At 41.7% G+C, this 20,905-nt stretch carries 15 protein-coding genes; 2 read left to right on the forward strand and 13 right to left on the reverse strand.

The features are described 5' to 3' along the window. Window positions 1-269: 269 nt before the first annotated feature. From IV50_RS06045 to IV50_RS06070, 6 genes are all read right to left on the reverse strand, one after another. Window positions 270-4,592 (reverse strand): PolC-type DNA polymerase III, encoded by a 4,323-nt coding sequence (locus IV50_RS06045; RefSeq protein ID WP_057746576.1) that lies wholly within the window; start codon window positions 4,590-4,592, stop codon window positions 270-272. 92 nt (window positions 4,593-4,684) lie between these two features. Beyond that, complete coding sequence (locus IV50_RS06050) at window positions 4,685-6,406, reverse strand: proline--tRNA ligase (protein WP_057746579.1); 1,722 nt, start codon at window positions 6,404-6,406, stop codon at window positions 4,685-4,687. 134 nt (window positions 6,407-6,540) lie between these two features. Beyond that, window positions 6,541-7,797: an RIP metalloprotease RseP gene (gene rseP / locus IV50_RS06055; RefSeq protein ID WP_057746582.1), complete on the reverse strand. Its 1,257-nt coding sequence runs from the start codon at window positions 7,795-7,797 to the stop codon at window positions 6,541-6,543. Window positions 7,798-7,940: 143 nt separating this feature from the next. After that, window positions 7,941-8,732, reverse strand: a complete 792-nt coding sequence (locus IV50_RS06060; RefSeq protein WP_057746585.1) for a phosphatidate cytidylyltransferase — start codon at window positions 8,730-8,732, stop codon at window positions 7,941-7,943. A 21-nt stretch (window positions 8,733-8,753) separates the two neighbouring features. Beyond that, the gene (locus IV50_RS06065) at window positions 8,754-9,542 is read right to left on the reverse strand and encodes an isoprenyl transferase (RefSeq protein ID WP_057746588.1); all 789 of its coding nucleotides are present in this window, start codon (window positions 9,540-9,542) and stop codon (window positions 8,754-8,756) included. Between the two features lie 109 nt (window positions 9,543-9,651). Next, window positions 9,652-10,476: a Cof-type HAD-IIB family hydrolase gene (locus IV50_RS06070; RefSeq protein ID WP_057746591.1), complete on the reverse strand. Its 825-nt coding sequence runs from the start codon at window positions 10,474-10,476 to the stop codon at window positions 9,652-9,654. Between the two features lie 208 nt (window positions 10,477-10,684). Between IV50_RS06070 and IV50_RS06075 the strand changes: the two genes are divergently transcribed. Next, window positions 10,685-11,506, forward strand: coding sequence for a hypothetical protein (locus IV50_RS06075; RefSeq protein WP_057746594.1), 822 nt, complete (start codon window positions 10,685-10,687; stop codon window positions 11,504-11,506). A 34-nt stretch (window positions 11,507-11,540) separates the two neighbouring features. On the opposite strand, the gene IV50_RS06080 is transcribed toward IV50_RS06075, so the two are convergent. Then, window positions 11,541-12,077, reverse strand: coding sequence for a phosphoribosyltransferase (locus IV50_RS06080; protein WP_057746597.1), 537 nt, complete (start codon window positions 12,075-12,077; stop codon window positions 11,541-11,543). Window positions 12,078-12,080: 3 nt separating this feature from the next. Next, window positions 12,081-13,376: an adenylosuccinate synthase gene (locus IV50_RS06085; RefSeq protein WP_057746600.1), complete on the reverse strand. Its 1,296-nt coding sequence runs from the start codon at window positions 13,374-13,376 to the stop codon at window positions 12,081-12,083. Between the two features lie 294 nt (window positions 13,377-13,670). On the opposite strand from IV50_RS06085, the gene IV50_RS06090 reads away from it, so the two are divergent. After that, window positions 13,671-14,978: an NCS2 family permease gene (locus IV50_RS06090; RefSeq protein WP_057746601.1), complete on the forward strand. Its 1,308-nt coding sequence runs from the start codon at window positions 13,671-13,673 to the stop codon at window positions 14,976-14,978. 140 nt (window positions 14,979-15,118) lie between these two features. Here IV50_RS06090 and IV50_RS06095 read toward each other — a convergent pair whose 3' ends face one another. From IV50_RS06095 to IV50_RS06115, 5 genes are all read right to left on the reverse strand, one after another. After that, window positions 15,119-16,867: a septation ring formation regulator EzrA gene (locus IV50_RS06095; protein WP_057746605.1), complete on the reverse strand. Its 1,749-nt coding sequence runs from the start codon at window positions 16,865-16,867 to the stop codon at window positions 15,119-15,121. Window positions 16,868-17,123: 256 nt separating this feature from the next. Further along, window positions 17,124-17,735 carry a 30S ribosomal protein S4 gene (gene rpsD, locus IV50_RS06100; protein WP_057746608.1) on the reverse strand — a complete coding sequence of 204 codons (612 nt, stop codon included), beginning with the start codon at window positions 17,733-17,735 and terminating at the stop codon, window positions 17,124-17,126. Between the two features lie 239 nt (window positions 17,736-17,974). After that, window positions 17,975-18,676: a GntR family transcriptional regulator gene (locus tag IV50_RS06105; RefSeq protein WP_057746611.1), complete on the reverse strand. Its 702-nt coding sequence runs from the start codon at window positions 18,674-18,676 to the stop codon at window positions 17,975-17,977. 11 nt (window positions 18,677-18,687) lie between these two features. Then, window positions 18,688-19,854 carry an N-acetylglucosamine-6-phosphate deacetylase gene (nagA, locus tag IV50_RS06110; RefSeq protein WP_057746614.1) on the reverse strand — a complete coding sequence of 389 codons (1,167 nt, stop codon included), beginning with the start codon at window positions 19,852-19,854 and terminating at the stop codon, window positions 18,688-18,690. 94 nt (window positions 19,855-19,948) lie between these two features. Continuing rightward, window positions 19,949-20,764 (reverse strand): HAD family hydrolase, encoded by an 816-nt coding sequence (locus tag IV50_RS06115; RefSeq protein ID WP_057746616.1) that lies wholly within the window; start codon window positions 20,762-20,764, stop codon window positions 19,949-19,951. Window positions 20,765-20,905 lie beyond the last annotated feature (141 nt).

Below are 20,905 nucleotides of genomic sequence, written 5' to 3' on the forward strand. Positions count from 1 at the left end.
TGACCCTACACATTTGTTTATATCGAAACGATATTCAGTTTTCAATGATCTACTTGTATTTACCAAGAAGTTGTTTTACCAACGACTCAACTTGATTAATAATACACACTTCAATTTGAATTGTCAACAACTTTTTTTCGCTGTTTTTTGAACATTTCGAATTGCTTTAACAACATTTATTACTATAAGCCTAAACCGAATGTTCGTCAACTACTTATTTTTAAATGATTTTCCTGAACAATAAAAAAAGCCGGCCAAGGCCAACTTTTTTAAAACAATGCAAGTTGATTTTCGTCTGGCATACCTGTTAGTACGCCGTTCTCATTAAAGAAATCCATGAGCGTCTTGGACACGCCACCACGTTGTGCAAGATCTTCCTTGGATAAGAATTCACCTTCAGCGCGTGCTGCAACAATACGTTTCGCAACGTTATCACCTAAGCCAGGTACTGAATTAAATGGCGCAATCAAGGTATTCCCTTCAATAATCCATTGTTCTGAATCTGATTTATACAAATCAACCATACTAAAATCGTAACCCCGCTCTAAAGCTTCATTGGCAATTTCCAATACGGTTAGCAAATCTTTATCTTTAGCAGAAGCATCATTTCCTTGTTGCTTAATTTCTTGAATCTTAGATTTCGTTGAATTCAATCCACGTGACATCGCAACAATATCAAAGTTAGTTGCCCGCACTGAGAAATAAGCTGCGTAATACAACATTGGGAAATAAACCTTGTAGTATGCGATACGTAGCGCCATTAAGACATATGCCGCCGCGTGCGCACGGGGGAACATGTACTTAATCTTGAAACAAGACTCAATATACCATTCTGGAACACCCGCTTCCCGCATTTCAGCCTGGTACTCTTCAGACACACCTTTTCCTTTACGTACCTTTTCCATAATCTGAAAGGCCGATTCAGGTTGTACACCATAATTAATTAAGTCGGTCATAATCTTGTCACGCGTTCCAATAACCGTTCCAATATTGGCAACGCCATCCTTAATCAATTCATCCGCATTTCCACGCCACACATCAGTTCCGTGTGAAAGCCCTGAAATCTGCAACAACTCAGAATAATTCTTTGGATGCGTCTCTTCCAACATGCCTCGAACGAATGCCGTTCCAAATTCTGGCACACCTAAAGTCCCAGTTTTAGACATGATTTGCTCTTCGGTCACACCCAAAACTTCAGGTGATGAGAAAAGACTCATAACACCCGGGTCATCCATTGGAATCGTGTGGGGATCAATTCCTGACATATCTTGTAGGGCACGAATCATCGTTGGATCATCATGTCCCAAAATATCCATCTTCAAAATATTATCGTGAATTGAATGGAAATCAAAGTGAGTCGTTTTCCATGTCGCCGAGAGGTCATCCGCCGGAAATTGAATTGGTGTGAAGTCATAGATTTCCATATCATCGGGAACAATTAGAATTCCCGCTGGGTGTTGTCCAGTTGTTCGTTTAACACCAGTTGCACCAGTTGCCAATCGATCAATCTCTGCACCGCGCAAGTGAAGTTCATTCTCGCGTTCGTAGGCCTTGGCATAACCATAGGCAGTCTTATCCGCCACAGTCGCGATAGTTCCCGCACGGAATACATTATTCTCACCAAATAACGATTTCATATAATTGTGAGCATAAGGCTGGTAGTCACCAGAGAAATTCAAATCAATATCTGGAACCTTATTTCCCTTAAACCCAAGGAAAGTCGCGAACGGGATATTGTGTCCATCCCCAATTAAACGGGTTCCATCAATAGGACTAAACTTTTCAGGCAAGTCATACCCTGATTCATATTTTCGCGGATCAGCAAATTCAACATAATCACCAGAGGCGCTACGATAATGTGGTGGCAAAGCGTTCACTTCGGTCACACCAATCAAAAGCGCGACTAGTGACGAACCAACTGATCCACGTGAACCAACTAAGTAACCGTCCTTGTTTGATTTGGCCACTAACCGCTGCGCAACCAAATAAATAACCGAGAACCCGTTGGAGATAATCGATTTCAATTCCTGCTCAATACGCGCTTCAATCACTAATGGCAATGGATTTCCATACATTTCATGTGCTGTATCATATGTTCGTTGCTTAATTTCTTCTTCTGCTGTCGGCATGTTAGGCGGATAATTCCCCGACTTAATTGCTTCAACATCATCCACCATATCAACAATCTTGTGTGGATTATCAATGACTAGCTTTTCAGCCTGTTCCTGCCCCATCCAGGCAAAATCATCCATAACTTCTTGCGTTGTTCTGAAATGCAAATCCGGCAAACTATAACGATTGAGTGGATTAGCTCCACCTTGCGAGCTAATTAAGACCTTTCGGTAGATGGCGTCTTCCGGGTTCAAATAATGCACATCCCCTGTTACAACCACAGGTTTATCAAGTTGTTCACCAATAGCTACGGCTTGTTGCATAAGCTCACGTAAACGTGCCTCATCTTGAATCAACTCAGCTTCAATTGCTGGTACATAATTAGCCGAAGGATGTATTTCAATATAATCGTAGTACTTTACTTTTTCAGTTGCTTCAGCGATTCCTTTTTGCATCAAAGCTTCCCAGAACTCGCCAGACGTATCCCCTGTTCCAACTAGCAAACCATCCCGATATTTATTCAACAAAGAACGTGGTACCCGTGGAACACGATAAAAGTAATTGGTATTTGCTTCAGAAATCAGCTTATAGAGGTTCTTAACACCTTGTTGATGCTGCACTAATAAGACTGCTTTATTCGGCCGTCCATGACGCCAAGCATCATGTTCAGTCATGTGATCATTGAGTTGATCGGCATATTCAATATCATAGTCTTTCTTTGCTTGCGCTAAGAAAATTTGATTCAAATGACCAGTCGTTTCCGCATCATAAATGGCACGATGATGGTGTTCCAAATTAACATTGAAATGTTTTGCTAACGTATTCAAACGGTATGAACGCATGTTTGGATATAGAAAACGAGCAAACGTTAGCGTATCAATAACTGAATTTGTAATCGTTGACATACCATACCGAACAAATGCCTCATTCACAAACCCAACGTCGAAAGTTACATTATGCCCAACTAAAATATCATCCCCGTAAAATTCTCGGAACTCTTCCAAGACTTGCTTTTCCGACTTTGAACCTTGGACATCCGCATCAGTAATGGACGTTAAATTCACGGTCGTTTCGCTAAGTGAAAAGCCAGGATCAATAAACTCAGAGAATTCTGCAATAACATTCCCTTTTTGCATCTTAACTGCAGATAATTCAATAATGCGATCGTAGGCAGCTGATAATCCCGTTGTTTCAATATCGAATACCACGTATTCAGCACCATCCAACACCTTATGCTGTGGGTTCAGAACAATTGGTTCACCATCTTCCACCAAATTCACTTCAACCCCATACAGCATTTTAATGCCATTTTTAGCAGCCGAAGTCGCCGCTTCTGGGAAACCTTGCGCTCCCGCTGTGTCGGTAATGGCAATTGCATCCATTCCCCAGTCAGCCGCTTGCTTCACATACTCACCAATACTATTTGTCGCATCCATCGTCGACATCAAAGAATGTGTATGTAACTCAACCCGCTTTTTTTCACCTTCGTAAGGGTCTTGGCGACTTGGATGATTAATAATTTCAATGTCGTACGCCGTCATCGTCAAATCACGTGCGTAGTCATCTTGTTGAATTGGTCCCCGGGCTTTAAGCCACGTACCAACCTTAAGCTTCTCAAAAAAGGCATCTTCATCCTCATCACGTGAAAATTTCTTCACAATAAATGAACTGGTGTAGTCTGTGACCTTTAATTGAATTAATTGACGTCCAGACTTTAACTCTCGTGCTTCAGATGCAAATATATAGCCTTCAATGACTGCCGAACGCTCTTCTTCTTCGATTTCAATCATCGGAGTTGCTGCTAAATCACTCGCCATTTTACGACCAATGGCACGATCTGAATTTGCTTTGGCTGGCTTGCTACTTGCTGACTGTTTGCGCTGTTGTTGTGCTTGTTCGATTTGGACCTTGGCTTGTTCCGCAAGGGTTTGCTCTTGTTGTGCCCGTTGCATTGCCATTTGCGCTGCGGATTCGGCCGCTTTTTGTTCATCAACTTGAATATCAACGGGCAAATCATGCTTTACCCCTAATTTACGATATTGTTCGTTAATAATCGCCATTCCCGTTTGTTGTGCATACTTTGCCCAAGCTTGGTTGGCAAAGACCAATACTAAATGGTCACCTTGGACGTGTGGCATCACTTGTGAGAAGGCACCTTGAAAAGCCCCCGAGCGTTGTGTCGTTTGCTGCAAAACCCATGACCAATAACTAGCTAATTCATTTAAGTCCGGTTGTGTTTGCAAAGTGATTTGATAACTACACTGCGCAATCGACGCAAAAGTACTCTGCATGCGGTTCACTAAATTAGCGAAATCGGCTACTGGTGGTAAAGCCGTAAAAGCAAAGTTAAATTGCCACACACGTGACTTTTTGTGGACAACCAGTTTTTCTAAGGCTGCGCCGTTAAAGCTTTCTGGAATTGTTTCAAAATCAAGCTGCTTGAGTAATGTTTGAAATTGTTCCTGTGCTGATAAAGCCATCCGTTGCCTCCATTCTCTTTTCACTCTATTATAACAAGGTAATCGAAAAATAAAAAAACCCAAGGGATTCCTTAGGTTTTCTTATCTTATTGTTAGTTCGTATGTTCAGCTTCTCCACCGAGTAAAATTCCCAATGTATTAGCTAATTCTTCAACACGGACTTCAATGCTTTCTTCAGCCTTACGTAACTTAACTTCTACGATGCCTTCATCAGCTTTTTTACCAACAGTCACTCGGACTGGCAAACCAATTAAATCAGAATCCGCAAACTTAACACCTGGACGTTCGTTACGATCATCCAAAAGCACTGAGTAACCTGCAGCTTCAAGATCTTGATTAATTGTATCCGTTAATTGACGTTGTTCTTCTGTCTTATATTTAATTGGCACTAAGTGAATATCCCATGGGGCAACTTCGCTTGGCCAAGCAAGTCCATTTTCATCGGCATTTTGTTCAGCAATTGCAGATAGCAAACGTGACACACCAATCCCATAGCTACCCATGATGACGTCAGTTTGACGTCCATTGGCGTCAAGCACTTGTGCTCCCAAAGCCTTTGAGTAACGTGTACCAAGTTTAAAGATATGTCCAACTTCAATTCCAGAGGTGAACTGGAGCTTACCCTTACCATCAATGGCTGGGTCGCCTTCACGTGCCACACGAATATCAGCAACTTCATCAATGCGGAAGTCGCGGTCAATATTTGCATTCAAGAAATGGAAGCCAGCTTCATTGGCACCAACTGTTAGGTTAACCATGTCAGTTACCCATTCGTCAGCAATAATCTTGACGTCTTCACCAACACCGACTGGTCCCAATGAACCAAATCCAGCACCAAGCAAGGTTACAGCTTCATCTTCCGTTGCCAAACGGACTTCTTCAGCACCAGTAGCATGTTGAATCTTGACTGGGTTTACTTCAAAGTCTCCACGAACTAGCGCTAACACTGGTTGTTCATCTGCAAACATCAAAATACTCTTAACCAATTGGTCTGGAGTTGTTTGTAAGTATTCAGCTAACTCACCAATTGTTTCGACTTCGGGTGTCGCAATTTTTTCGCAATCAAGCAGGGCAGCATGTGACTTGTTTGGTACATATAAATCTTTAGCCATTTCTAAATTAGCTGCGTAGTCAGAAGCATCTGAGTATGCAATGACATCTTCACCAGCTGCTGCAGGCGCTGAGAATTCCTTTGAATCTGAACCACCCATGGCTCCAGCATCCCCAACAATCACACGATAATCAAGACCAACACGATCTAGGATGCGGACAAAGGCTGCTTCCATCTGATCGTATGCTTCATCAAGTCCCGCTTCATCAACGGCAAATGAGTAAGCATCCATCATCATAAACTCACGTCCACGCAACAAACCAAAACGAGGTCGATTTTCATCACGGAACTTGGTTTGGATTTGATACAAAGATAATGGCAAACGCTTATATGACTTAATATCATCACGAATCAATTGCGTCATTGTTTCTTCGTGTGTTGGGCCAAGAATCATATCCCGATTGTGACGATTCTTCAACTTGAACAAGTTTGGTCCATACGTATCGTATCGGCCTGATTCTTGCCATAATTCAGCTGGCAACAAGACTGGATTCAACATTTCTGAAGCATCAGCAGGATCCATCTCTTCGCGGATAATAGCTTCAATTTTATTTAACACGCGTTGTGCAAGTGGCAAGTAGGCGTAAACACCCGCTGAAACCGGACGAATATATCCGGCACGTAACATCATTTGATGTGAAATCACTTCTGCATCAGCAGGAACTTCACGCAATGTTGGAATAAAGACTTTTGATTGTTTCATATTTTCCCCAACCCTTATTTTTTCGCAATAACTTGTAGCGACTCTTTTAGATATCTTACCATATAACTTAAAAATTGCGCCAATTACTTAAAAGAAGTGATGCTCTTATGAGAACACTACTTCTTTATATCCATTTATTTAATAAAGTAACGCATGAGGTCATTACCGGTTACCGCAATCATCAAAACCACTAGCAATGCAGCTCCGGCCATAGTCAAACCAAGCTCAAACTTTTCAGAAATTGGGCGTCTAAAAATCGCCTCCAACAAGTTTAAAAAGAGTTTTCCTCCGTCTAAGGCTGGAATAGGCAACAAGTTCATCATCCCCAAATTAATCGACAGCATTGCTGTAAAACTAATCACGCTGATAATTCCGAAGGCGCTAGCCGTTTGCGTATTCTTATAAATCGCAACTGGTCCACCCAGCTTATTCAATGAGAAATTCTGGAAAAGCCCGATAATAGCGTGCCAAATTTGTGTCACCGACTGAACAGTCACTTGCCAAGCATAATTTAAACGCGCTCCTGGCGCTTTAGTCATGGCTGGTGTCACCCCGATTTGTCGGACTTTTTGACCTTGAACGGTCTTAGTCTGCGGTGTAACAGTTGTTTCATGACTTTTTCCAGCGCGCTGATAAGTAACCGTTAAGTTCTTAGACGTCGACATCTGGACCTGTGTCTGCATGGCTTGCCATGATTTAACTGGCTTGCCATCAATTTTTTCAATTTGATCACCTGACTTCAAACCAGCTTGCATCGCTGCTGAATGGTTTTGCACATGATCAAGGTTCGTAGTGGTCACGCCTGGCAACGCAAAGGCCACCCCCACGAATAAAATAATCGTTAACAAAAAGTTATTCATTGGCCCGGCAAAGTTAATTAAAGCACGTTGCCAAAGTTTAGCCGATTCAAATTGTGTATCACGTGGTGCAATTAAGACCGCGGTTCCATCCGGTTCAATCATCGTCGCGTCATGATCAACCGCTAAACGCGTCATGATTGCATCGCCTTCAAAGTAGCCTTCTAAATACAAATCATCAACCAAATCAAAATCATTCACAACAAATGGACGTCCACCAATAATTTCAACTTGATCCGATAAATTAATTTGATCGACAACTTGATCAGTCAAACCAACCGTCACTGTCATACCGGCTTGGAGCGGATTTTCTTCAGCTTCAGCGCGACTGGCCATTCGGACATACCCACCAACCGGCAGAATACGTAAGGTATAAGTCGTACCATTATATTGTTTTTGGAATAATTTTGGTCCCATGCCAATGGCAAATTCGCGCACACGAACCCCTGCCTTTTTAGCAAAAAAGAAGTGACCAAATTCATGCACCATGACAATAACACCAAATACAAGGATAAACGTTATTAATGTCTGCATTATACTCTCCATTTTCTCTAAAGATTACTGTTACTGACAAGTTTAATATATTATCACCCAGAACATGGCGTTCTTTATAAAAAATTATGCTTTCAAAATAAAAAGACACGGTGCCCATGCACCATGTCTTTTTTCATTTTAAATTACATGCAACCCAACAAGTAGAAGACTGGGAATGCAATTAACATTGAATCAAAGCGATCCAAAATACCACCATGACCAGGAAGGATTGTTCCTGAGTCTTTGACCTTGTAGAAACGCTTCAAAGCGGATTCAATCAAATCACCAAATTGTCCGGCAATTGAAATCACGACGGCAATCAATACCATCAATGCCCAACCGTAATGTAGCGGTACAAAGTAAGCATACACGGCTGCAACTAAAACAGCACTTACAGTTCCACCAATTGAACCTTCCCAAGTCTTGTTCGGACTAATTGCTGGAGCAAGCTTGTGCTTACCAATTTTACGACCAATCATGTAAGCCCCTGAATCAGTTGTCCAAACAATCAATAACACAAAGAAGAGTGAGCCAAGTCCGGCAAATCGTGCTTGCACAAACATATTGAAACCAAGCCCAATATACATCATCGCAAGTGTGAAGACACCAGCATCTTCAAACGTGAACTTATTCTTAGTCAACACCGTATGAACTAGCATCAACAATACGAAAATGTAAAGCATCGTTGATCGGTGCATAATTACAGGTGCATCAATTGCTGACATGAATTCGGGTGGCAACGTCATCACGGCTGCCCCAACCATTGCTAGAATTGCCCCAAAATCAATGAGCAATGTACGTCGCATTAGTACAATTTCACTCGTTGCAATCACAGCCAAAGCGGCTGCCAAAATTTGAATCCAAATGCCACCAGCAAAAACAATTGGCAAGAAGATCGCCAATGCAACTACTGCGGTAATAACTCTCGTTCGCATAATATTAAATTCCTTATCTTTTTACTTTTGGTTACTCTTGTTTTCAACGAGTCCACCGAAACGGCGGTCGCGATTTTGGTAGGTGATCAGATTGTCAAAGAAAATGTCTGCCGTCAAATCAGGCCACAACACATCTGTAAAGACAAATTCGGCATAGGCCGATTGCCAAAGTAAGAAATTCGACAATCGTTCTTCCCCACCAGTCCGAATTAACAAATCTGGATCAGCTAAAGCGCCAAGTTGACGTGTCATGAGATGCTGACTCACCGTATTTTCCGTAATGTCATCAACAGCAAGTTCACCTTGTGCGACTGCCGTCGCAATTTCTTGAACACCGGTAACAATCTCAGCCCGCGACCCGTAGTTCAAGGCAAAGTTCAAAACCATACCTGTATTATCTGCTGTTTGTGCCACGGCATCTAAAACAACGCGCTGCGTATCAGTTGGTACTCCAGTGATATCTCCAATGATTTCTACGCGGATATTATTAGCTTTTAGCTCTGGAATAAACGTATCAAAGAACCGACCTGGTAGTTTCATCAAGAAACCAACTTCATCTTCAGGGCGTTTCCAATTCTCAGTTGAAAAGGCATATAACGTTAAGACTTCAACACCTACCTCAGCGGCAGCTTTAGCAACCGTCTTAACAACTTCCATGCCACGTTGATGCCCAGCAATTCTTGGCATCCCTCTTTTTTTGGCCCAACGACCGTTCCCATCCATAATCATCGCAACATGCTTGGGAATTCGATCCAGATCTAAAGTCGCGGGGACGTCATCTGGCATCGATTTTGAACGATTAAAAATCATGGCAATTCCTCCGCCATCAAATGTAGTGTTATTTGTTTTTATGCATAATTCGCACTAACAACAATCTTATCAGGTATTGTGTCTAAATTTTATAAATAATTCCTTAAAATTAAGCCAGGTCACCCTTCAGAATGGCTTCAATCGTATCTAGAACACCATCATGATTGTTATCAGCTAATGCTGTTTCTGAAATTGCTTCATGCATAAATGGTTCTGCGTTTGGCATCACAAAGGGATGTCCAACATAGTTAAGCATCTCTAAATCATTGGCGTTATCACCGATTGCCACCATTTCTGCTGGCGTTAAATGCCATTTTTTCGCCAAAGCTTCAAGGCCTGTCCGCTTATTCACGTTTGGTGCTAAGATATCGACCATCCCAAAGCCTGATCCTGTAACGTGCATCTCACCCTCAAATTCAGTCTTGAGCAACTCAATGTGTGGGTTTACATCTGCATCTTGCTCCCAAATTAATGAAACACGCAGGATATCATCTTCAATGTCACTAAACTTTTCAACTTGGTATAGATTATGGAAGAAGAAATGGAGCATTTTCATTAGTTCTGGCGTCGCGTGGTTTGAAACATAAGCGCCATTCACTCCAGAAATCAAAATAAGATTATCTTGAACGGAAAAATGCTTTGCATTCCATTCTAAAACAGCCTGTACTTGTTCACGACTCAGTGCTTGCTTTGCAATAATCGTATCTTGACTTGCCACAACAGCCCCATTGTCAGAAATATAGGTCACCTGGTCTGCACCAACTGGCTCAAAATAAGATTCCAATTTTGCCCTTTGGTTGCCACTAGCGGCAACGAAGCGAATGTCTTGTGCTTGCATTTGCTTCAACAATTGTTGCATCCGTTCCGTATTGAATTTTTTGTCGTCATTCAATAAGGTGCCATCCATATCCGTGGCAATTAATCTAATGGCCATATGCTATACCTGCCTTTTTTATTCTTATCTTCAATATTAAAAAACGTTCTAAACCTTTTCTATTTTAAACGTCTGACTTGTAGAATGCTACCTTTTTACTTGATATCCCATCACTACCATCACTTATTTTCAGCCATTTCCCAAGTTTATGTTAGAATTAATGAAGACATTTTACTTAAATACATACAAATTCATGAAAGGCAGCCCTATGGATCAAGATTATACCAACCGGCTCAATCGCCTCGATCAGCTCAACACCGTTGAAGAGACCGTCGGACATACCCCTAAGCGTCCACATCGTCGCCCGCAACCTATTTATACTGATAAGATGTTCTGGGTTTTGATGGTCGTTTCAGTTTTATCACAGCTAGCCATCTGGTGGATTTATCCACTCATCTATTCAAAACATCTTGTTGGTGGTCCTTGGCAGGAAAATCCACTCTTAGTTTTTTATAGTATCTTACTGGCCCTGGCGACTTACCTAACTTTTTCATACGGATTAACATCCCGTATCAATTATTTATTCATTTTGGTCCCACTCGCATTCATTTATATTTTGTACCAACAAATGACGGTCCAGCAAATCATTCTATTGATTTTATTACCACTAAGTCTGTTTCTGATTAACATTAGTTGGTTAAATTTACAGAATATTCTGGGATTAATACTTTACTCTGGGATTGCCACACTCTCATTACCGGTCGTTATTTTTTATCAACAAAACACATTTTTAACGACCCCTTTTCTGTTAAGTCTACTGCCGTTATTTCTTTGCTACCTCTATTATATGAGTAGTATTTTCATTCCAGATGGACAAAACAAGCGTATTACTAGCCTTATATTTGGCATCATTCTATTAATTAACGTTTTAACGTTACCTTGGAACTTTTGGACTTTCTTGGCGATTGTTGTCATTGTGATTACCTGGATGGTTTTCATTAACTACGATCTTAAGTTCAAATATCGTATGGGGTTTTTATCATTCTTTGAAATGATAACGGTTTTAATCATTTTTCTACAACAACGCTAAAAAAGGTATTCTCAAATGAGAATACCTTTTTTATTTAGTCGTCTAATAATTCTAAAATTTTAACTGAATCCATATTACGGAAGTTTTCATTATAATCCATACCGTAACCAACTAAAAATTCATTCGGCACTTTAGCTCCGACAAAGTCAACATCAACATCCCCATTGAAACCATCCGGACGCTTATCTGTGGCCACTGCAATATAAACACGTTTAGCACCGCGTTGCTCAAAGTCAGCCTTTAAGTAACGTAAAGTTAGTCCAGAATCAACCACTTCATCCATGATTAACACCGTTTTACCAGCTAAATCGGTTTTTAGGTCACGTTGAATCGTAATGTGTCCAGTCGAATGATCCCCAACATAACTGGAAACATCAATATAATCCATAATTACATCGTGACGGTCCATCGCCCGCAAAAGGTCAGCCATCCAAATATAGGCCCCCTTCATTACACCAACCACGACTAATTCTTCATCAGCCGTTGCGGCATTAATTTCACTGGCCACCCGTTGCACCATTGCTTGAATATCTTCAGGTGTTAGGACCGTTTGTTGCAACTTGTATTCCATTAATTAAGCCTCTTCGTTCCAAATATTAAATAAGACATTGGTTTGTTCGTTTGAAGGTCCGACTGCGAAAGTATATAGTGGCACACCAATCAACTCTTCGACACGCTTCAAGTAACGTTGTGCATTTTCAGGTAAGTCTTCGCGACGACGTACACCGGTAATATCTTCATCCCAACCAGGTAATTCTTCATACACCGGTTCTGCACGACGCACTTCAGCTAAGCTAGCTGGGTAGTGTTCGATTGTTTCGCCGTCAAGCTTATAGGCAACTGCAATCTTCAATGTTGGCAACCCAGAAAGCACATCCAATGAATTTAGTGATAGGTGAGTGAACCCACCAATACGAGCTGCATGACGTAACACAACAGTATCAAGCCAACCAATTCGGCGTGGACGCTTTGTCACAACACCATATTCATGCCCGACGCGACGAATCGTCTCGCCAACTTCGTCAAACAATTCAGTTGGGAAAGGTCCATCTCCAACACGTGACGTATAGGCCTTAGCAACCCCAACAACACGATCAATCCTAGTTGGACCAATTCCAGCGCCAATAGTAGCTCCTCCACCAACAGGAGATGAAGACGTTACATATGGATATGTACCATGGTCAATATCCAACATGGCACCTTGGGCGCCTTCAAGCAATACCTGCTTGTCAGAATCCAAGTAATCATTAACTAGTACAGCTGTATCTGTAATATATGGACGCAAAGCATCTCCATATCCGGCAAATTCTGTGACTAGCTCATCTAAATCAAGTGGTGCATGATCATAAATTTTTTCTAGTAATTCGTTTTTGTCTGCCAAAACTGGTGTTAGACGTTCACGTAGAATATCTTCATCTAACAAATCAGTCATTCGAATACCTACACGAGCAGCCTTATCCATATAGGCTGGTCCAATACCGCGACCAGTCGTACCAATCTTACCGTCACCCTTCTTAGCGTCAGATAATTGGTCAATCAACATATGATAAGGGAAAATCACGTGAGCACGGTCTGAAATTCGTAAATTATCAGTGGTCACATTTTTAACTTGAATAGAATGTAATTCTTCAAGCAAGGCCTTAGGGTTCACCACAGAACCATTTCCAATTACAGCCAAGCGTTCGGGATCAAAAATTCCTGATGGAATTGATGACAATTCAAATTTCTCACCATTAACATAAATAGTGTGCCCAGCATTGTTACCACCTTGGTAACGTACAACCATATCAGCATCTTGTGCAATGAAGTTTGTAATCTTTCCTTTACCTTCATCACCCCATTGACTACCAACTACTACGATTCCTGCCATGTGTAAGGATTCCTCATTTCTATCATTTGAAATAACGTTTTTAACAGTTTCAGTATGCACCGCTTGTCTTGACAAAGTTCGCAAAATGCGAACATTACGTCTCAATCACAGTGCAAATCTATTTTAACAACAAACGATGCACTTGACAAGTTTTTCAAAAAACAATTGTTCGCTTTATTCAGCCATTTAATCGTTTTAAAAAACTAAAGTTCGTGTTTACATTGACTTACTCCTAAAATAGCCTTAAAATATGAAATTGTCACGACTTATAACCCCACATTTTAGGAGGATCCAATGGATACTATTCGCAAATACTTTCAGTTTGATACGTTAAATACGAACTTTCGAACTGAAATCATTGCTGGATTAACAACTTTCGTTTCAATGGCCTACATTCTATTCGTCAACCCAACTGTCTTAGGTGCAGCGGGGATGGATAAAGGGGCTGTCTTTACAGCCACAGCCTTGGCTAGTGCCATCGCCACCATCTTTATGGGTGTGGTTGCCCGTTACCCAATCGGAATTGCACCAGGTCTAGGTGTGAATGCGTTCTTCGCTTATTCGGTTGTCGTTGGGATGGGCATCCCTTGGCAAACCGCCATTGCTGGCGTTTTAGTTGCTGCTATTATTTTCTTAATCATGACTTTATTCAAAGTTCGTGAATTGATTATTGATATCATTCCGCAGGACCTAAAAATTGCCATTGCCGCCGGAATTGGCTTATTCATCGCCTTTCTCGGACTGGTAAATGCTGGCGTGATCATTAAAAACGATGCAACTCTGGTTGGATTGGGACATCTCAGCCAGCCAGCAACACTCTTAGCGGTCTTTGGTGTTTTGGTTACTTTTATCCTAATGGCCCGAAAGGTTCCTGCCGCAATCTTCGTTGGTATGATCATTACAACAATTGCTGGTATGTTGACTGGTTTAATTGATTTTCCACATCACCTTATCTCAACTGCCCCATCTCTTAAGCCCACATTCGGTGTTGCAATCAGCCACTTAGGGGATATCAATTCATTGCAACTTTGGATTGTGGTATTAACTTTCTTAATTGTTACATTCTTCGACACAGCAGGAACTATGATTGGTTTGGCAACCCAAGCTGGATTTATGAAAGATAACAAGATGCCTCGTGTTGGTAGCGCCTTGATGGCTGATGCCGTCGGTATGACCGCGGGTGCCGTCTTAGGAACATCCCCAACTTCTGCTTACGTCGAATCTTCTTCAGGAATGGCAGTCGGTGGTCGCAGTGGTGTTTCAGCAATTACGACTGGTGTCCTATTCCTCTTCGCCTTGCTCTTCTCACCTTTGTTAGCAATTATCACACCTCAAGTCACTGCACCCGCGCTTATTGTGGTTGGGGTGCTCATGGCTTCAAACCTACGTGATATTAATTGGGATGATTTTGCCGTTGCTGCTCCCGCCTTTATGATTATCATTGGTATGCCTTTGACTTATTCAATTTCTGATGGTATTGCCCTTGGTTTCATCTTGTACCCTATCATGATGCTTGCAATCAAGCGTGGTAAGCAAGTCCACCCATTAATGTATGTCTTGGCCTTAGTCTTCCTTGTTTTCTTGTACGTCACAATTAAATAAGCTTCTAAGCAAGTCTTTCAGTAAACGTTCCCACAATCACGTGGGGGCGTTTTTTTGTATGCAACACAAAAAATAAGATTCCATCCGCCACAGTAGCCACAAAAAAAGACCCTCGATCATATCGAAAGTCTTTTTATACGTTATCGTTCTGTTTGGGTTTCTTTTTCAGCAAACTCTGCTTGTAACGCTGCTTGTTCTTGACGATAAAGCGTAACCGTTCGTTCTAAAATACCTGGATCAACTTGCTCCAAAGCTGCTCCTAAAATGTCAGCAGCTTGCGTATAATCGAATTCCCGTTCGTAGTAGTAACGTGCTTGTTTAGTTGCTTCCACGATTTCTGGATTATCAGGATAATTTTGTGCTTTACGTACTAAGCGCTCAGTGACCGCGGCCGCTTCAAGCATCTTTTCTGTCGCTTCATCTAAACTATCCAAATCTGTGCTTACAATTGCTAATTGTCGCGCGACATCGTCAATATTAATGCGTGCTGCATTCATTTGCTTCTCTGAGCGTTCGAGTTCGTCTGAAACAATATAAAAATCAGATTTATATTGATTTGAGATACCTTGCAAACCTTGGCGCTCAACCCGACGTTGAATCTGACGCATCTTATTCTTTAAGACGACCAAGCGACTTCTTTGTTGATTAAGACGACCAGGTAGTTCAGCAAATTCTTGCCATAACTCACGCTGTTCTTTTTCAATCCGAAGCAGTTCGGCTCGAATATTTGCTTGAGGTTCCAAGACTTGTGAGTAGACTACTTCATGCGCATTCACCGCAATCTTCATATCTGAAATTTGATGATCTAAGTTAGATAGTTGCAGATGCCAACTACGAACCATACCATCTTCGTCCTTTGTAAAAATAAAGTCTTGCGATAAACGATCCAATTCAATATTGAGATCATGATTCAACAACTTATTTTGACGTAAGCCTTCACCCAACTCAGTATTATGTTGGACGACTGCCTTTTGCGCTTGCATTTCTTGTTCAAATGTCTCATATAGCGTATCAATTTGCGTTTGTAACACGTCAATTTGTTCTGATACCTTTTTCAAAAGTAAATCGGCCAGCGCATCTAATGCGGATTGCCGTTCTGTTTCCAATTGATCCAAAGTTTGTGCAATATCCGTGTCAAATAAAAAGCCTTCATCATGTAGTCGATTATACGTGGCATTCAATTCAACTAATTGATCCTTAATTGTTGTATCAAGGGTTGTATACAAAGCTGGAATCTGATCAATACGTTGTTCTAACTGAGTAGTCTCCATCCCCAATGATTCATAAATGTCCGCTGCAGCAGCATGATCACCACGCTCGGTTAATCGTGAAAATTCAGCAAACTCATCTTCTAAATTACTCAAGACATCTTCAAGCTTATCAATCGCTGGTCCGAATTGAAAACTCTCAGACAAAAGCAATTTACGTAATTCTTGGTATTCAGATTCCAAGTCCTGCACAGCTTGTTTATGTGCCGCATCAAGTTGCTTTAAATCGCTCAAGCCTTGGTTAACGATATCAACCGTTGTTTTAGCATCGCGCACCTGCTGTTGCAATTGGTGCAATGATTGCGTTGCCTTCACAAAATTGGCACCTTGTGAGTCAAACAATACCTGTTCGGCCTGACTATCAATGTCAGCAAACCCATGCTTTTCAAGTTGTTCATATTTACGCTCTAGTATTTCAAATTGCTGTAACGATTGTCCCGTCAAGCTGAGTTGGCGTCCTTCGACAATGCGATCACGCATTGGAATTTGTATCAATTCATCTTTTTCTTGCTTAAGTTTGGTCACTTTATGGGCCGTCAATCGTTGAGAAATGAACACAATGAGGTAGATTGCGGCAGAAACCACAATTAGACCGATTACAATATGGCCAATTTCTGTCATCACTCATTTACTGGTAATTGCTTCCAATTACCAAACTCCTTTTATCCCAGATTTAATTGTTTCTAGCCTATCATGCTAACGCCACAAATGGGGGAATTTAACGTCGCTTTTAGCTTAACTTGGGGTTCTTTACTTTTTTTTAATTGATTGCAACCGTGTGACAGGTGTTTCAGGCTATTTTGATTATTTTTAGGCACAAAAAAAGCACGACATTACTGTCATGCTTTTTTGAACCAAATTCGGTATAACGTTTAAATTATCCCAAACGGTTGTAGTATTCAACGATAAGTGATTCGTTGTATTCGTGATCCAATTCTGAACGTTCTGGGTTACGAACAAGTGAACCCTTCATTTCATCGCGATTGAATTCAACGAATGGCAAAGTACCAGCTTGTGCATCCAATGAAGCTTGGATGTAAACGTTGTTTTGTGACTTCTCACGAACAGTGATCTCTTGACCAACAGCAACTTCGTATGAAGGAATATCAACACGCTTACCATCAATCAAAATGTGGCCGTGGTTTACAAGTTGACGTGCTTGTTGACGCGTTGAGGCCAAGCCCAAACGGTAAACAATGTTGTCCAAACGACGTTCCAACAAGATCATGAAGTTATCACCGTGAGTACCCTTGCGGACACGACCGGCCTTGTTGAACAAGTTGTGGAATTGCTTTTCAGTCAATCCGTAAGTGAAACGAACCTTTTGCTTTTCAGCTAATTGTAGACCATAATCAGATGGCTTTGAACGACGGCCTTGACCGTGATCACCAGGCGCATACGCGCGACGTGCAAGTTCTTTACCACTACCTGACAATGAAACGCCTAGACGACGTGACAAACGGTACTTAGGACCAGTATAACGTGACATATTAAATGTCCTCCAGAATTTTTATTTTTGTTGAATTCTAGAGAATTGCCTCACATTCGTGCAATTGACCCACACCTTCACCACTGCAGCGCGGCTACTAGTAATGTTCTCTACCAAGAGGTAGGTCGGTCAATTGGTGACGAGCTGCGGACAATCCGCTGCATTTTTCAACAGTGTTTTAATATTAACAGAAATAACGTTAACCGGCAAGTACTTTTTTCAGTCAACATGTGTCGTCATTACCGATCCAAGAAAAATTCGAAGCGTGATCCAACGTACTGCGTACGAACGTATTCAAATGGTTGATCATTTTGATCAAACGTAATTTGCCGTAACACTAAAATTGGATCTCCTCGTCGCATATCTAACAATTCAGCAACACGTTCAGTTACAGCTGCTGCCGTCACCGTCTGCTGAGCTCGGGTTACCCGAATGCCCTGTTTGTCATATAGCGTTTTATACAATGATCCAGTCAACGCTTCACGATCCAAATCTTTAATCAATTCGGCGGGAATTGAAGCCACCTCAAAGGCGATTGGTTCTCCATCGCCATAACATACACGCTCCATGCGTAACACTTTAGCATTATCGGGTAAATTCAAGCGCTTCTGTTCAGAAGTCGATGCAGAGCTCAAATGATAGCTCATCGTTTTTGAAGTTGCCACCTTACCAGCTGCTGCCATCATATCGGTAAACGAACGGACGCCATTCAATTGTTCTTGTACTTTTGGTTCAGCCACAAAGGTTCCAGACCCAACACGTCGATCTAGCACACCTTCATCTACCAACAGCATAATTGCTTGGCGCAGTGTCATACGTGATACATCAAATTGTTCAGCAAGTTCCCGCTCGGCGGGGATTTTTTCACCGGGACGCCAGCGACCTGCATCAATCGCCTCGCGAATCTCATCATGAATTTTAATATAAACCGGTGCCTTCATTTTCTTCTCTCCTACTTGGGAGCATCCGCCTTTGTAAAATGACGTCCAACACTATAAGTGTCTGTCAATTGACTTAAATCGTGTGTGAATACGTTCAAATCAGCGTCTTTGCCCACTTCCAAGCTTCCTTTTTGTGTTAAATTAAATTCTTTGGCTTGATTTACCGAAGCCATTTGCACTGCTTGCTCAATGCTTGCACCCGTAAAGGTCATCATATTACGGAATGCATCATCAAATTCTAGCACTGAACCAGCAAGGGCGCCATTTTCAAGACGGGCTTGCTTATCCTTCACCCATACTTTTTGGCCACCCAATTCTGATTCACCATCCCCCAAACCTTTGGCACGCATCGAATCAGTGACTAAATCAATGTGTTCAGCGGTCTTAAGTTGATAAGCTAATTTAACCATATCTGGGACCACGTGGAATCCATCCACAATCAACTCACCATTAAGGCTGGGTTCAAGCATAGCATGCCCAGTAACACCCGCTTCACGATGGTGCATGGGACGTTGCGCGTTGTACAAGTGGGTCACGCGATTAGCCTTTACATGATCTTTCAAAAACTCACGTGTTGCATCTGAATGCCCAATTGATCCGACAATGTGCGCTTGCAACAGATAATCTTCAAATTCAGCTAGATTTTCGGCACGTTCTGGTGCATACGTAATCAAACGGACCCGATTACCTGACAATTCATTCCATTTTTTAACGAGTTCAACTGATGGTGCAATCATATATTGCTCAGGTTGTGCACCCTTATAATGTGGGTTCACAAATGGACCTTCAAGATGGACACCTTTAATCGCGGGTTCTTGCTGTGCTGCTTCATTAATCGCAATCATCGCTTGATCAATATTTTCGACCGATTGGGTCATTGTTGTTGGAAAAACAGTTGTGATTCCTTCACTCAATTGCCCTTGAACCATTTGCAAGATGTCTTCGACATTACCATCCATTGTATCGAAGCCGTAGGCACCATGCGTATGCACATCGATAAAGCCAGGAACAATAATTTTTTGTTCCATATGCATCGTTTCATCGCCCTCTTTAGGTGTGAAATCTGCCATTGAACCTAAATCTTGTATGGTCTTATTGAAACGAATAAATCCATCTTCAATAACAGGCATATCTGCATTACCAGTATAAATAGTAGCGTGTACGATTACTTTACTCATCATTTCCCCCTATGAAATTAGCTAGGTAACATGTTCACTTCTATTATAGATGGTCTAGTCCAATTATACCAGTCCAATGTTTAATTTCATGCGACTAAGCCCAACTTAGAATTGTTTTAAGCACACCATCATGGTTATTATCTTCAGTCACATGCTTAAATTCTGGTTGTTCTAATAGGAAGGTCGTGCCGTTTGGCATAACATAACCTTGATTGGCTGCTTGCAACATCTCATAATCATTCATGCCATCCCCAAAGGCTACCATTTGTCCCGCTTCACCTGGATTAATTCGGTGCATGAGCTGCGCTAAAGCGACAGCCTTATTCACACCTTCCGGTAAAATATCGACAGTTCCATAACCAGACGTTGTCGCAAAAACCGGCAGCTCTGAGTCATTCAAACGCGTCATCATATCCGTACCGTCTTTGGGCTTTACATCCCATCGACCAGTCACCGTTGTTACAGGACCCGGAACCTCTGTTAAGCTGTTAATTTGATGGATTTGACCATAGAGATCCTGCATAAAGGTATACGTTGTATCCTCAATTTGCCCCATCCCATCAACCAAATACATTTCGCTATCAGTATACGTCCGTAATCCGCCGGTAGGCAACGGTCCTGATTCCGTTAAGAAATGCTGTAAATCACTTAACGTATCTTGGCTGATCATCGTCTTCACGGCAGGTTGGCCAACTGGTTTCACCACAGCCCCATTACTTGCAACAATATCAATGCGGTCTGTAAAGCCTTTAAAAACCTTTTGCACCCATTTTAGTTCACGACCTGTCGCGATAACAAAATGATCCCCTGCTTGGTCTAGTTGTTGCAACACTTGGTCCAATAACGCGCCATTAAACTGCTTATCATCATGCAATAGCGTTCCATCTAAATCTGTAATAATCAATTTCATATATGCCCCCATATTGATGTTTCAGTGAGTTACTGTTCATGGTACAAAAAAATCCCAACCTTTGAAAGGGTGGGATTTTTCATGATAGCTCATCAGGGAGTTGAACCCTGGATGCCGGTGTGAAAAACCGGAGTCTTAACC

The sequence above is a fragment of the Weissella viridescens genome, assembly GCF_001437355.1.
In the GTDB taxonomy this organism is placed as follows: Bacteria; Bacillota; Bacilli; order Lactobacillales; family Lactobacillaceae; genus Weissella; species Weissella viridescens.

What these genes read in the sequence shown, in the direction of transcription:
- IV50_RS06045 (WP_057746576.1), bottom strand. Translation starts at nt 4,592, where the DNA reads ATGGCTTTATCAGCACAGGAACAATTTCAAACATTACTCAAGCAGCTT.
- IV50_RS06050 (WP_057746579.1), bottom strand. Translation starts at nt 6,406, where the DNA reads ATGAAACAATCAAAAGTCTTTATTCCAACATTGCGTGAAGTTCCTGCT.
- rseP (WP_057746582.1), bottom strand. Translation starts at nt 7,797, where the DNA reads ATGCAGACATTAATAACGTTTATCCTTGTATTTGGTGTTATTGTCATG.
- IV50_RS06060 (WP_057746585.1), bottom strand. Translation starts at nt 8,732, where the DNA reads ATGCGAACGAGAGTTATTACCGCAGTAGTTGCATTGGCGATCTTCTTG.
- IV50_RS06065 (WP_057746588.1), bottom strand. Translation starts at nt 9,542, where the DNA reads ATGATTTTTAATCGTTCAAAATCGATGCCAGATGACGTCCCCGCGACT.
- IV50_RS06070 (WP_057746591.1), bottom strand. Translation starts at nt 10,476, where the DNA reads ATGGCCATTAGATTAATTGCCACGGATATGGATGGCACCTTATTGAAT.
- IV50_RS06075 (WP_057746594.1), top strand. Translation starts at nt 10,685, where the DNA reads ATGGATCAAGATTATACCAACCGGCTCAATCGCCTCGATCAGCTCAAC.
- IV50_RS06080 (WP_057746597.1), bottom strand. Translation starts at nt 12,077, where the DNA reads ATGGAATACAAGTTGCAACAAACGGTCCTAACACCTGAAGATATTCAA.
- IV50_RS06085 (WP_057746600.1), bottom strand. Translation starts at nt 13,376, where the DNA reads ATGGCAGGAATCGTAGTAGTTGGTAGTCAATGGGGTGATGAAGGTAAA.
- IV50_RS06090 (WP_057746601.1), top strand. Translation starts at nt 13,671, where the DNA reads ATGGATACTATTCGCAAATACTTTCAGTTTGATACGTTAAATACGAAC.
- IV50_RS06095 (WP_057746605.1), bottom strand. Translation starts at nt 16,867, where the DNA reads ATGACAGAAATTGGCCATATTGTAATCGGTCTAATTGTGGTTTCTGCC.
- rpsD (WP_057746608.1), bottom strand. Translation starts at nt 17,735, where the DNA reads ATGTCACGTTATACTGGTCCTAAGTACCGTTTGTCACGTCGTCTAGGC.
- IV50_RS06105 (WP_057746611.1), bottom strand. Translation starts at nt 18,676, where the DNA reads ATGAAGGCACCGGTTTATATTAAAATTCATGATGAGATTCGCGAGGCG.
- nagA (WP_057746614.1), bottom strand. Translation starts at nt 19,854, where the DNA reads ATGAGTAAAGTAATCGTACACGCTACTATTTATACTGGTAATGCAGAT.
- IV50_RS06115 (WP_057746616.1), bottom strand. Translation starts at nt 20,764, where the DNA reads ATGAAATTGATTATTACAGATTTAGATGGAACGCTATTGCATGATGAT.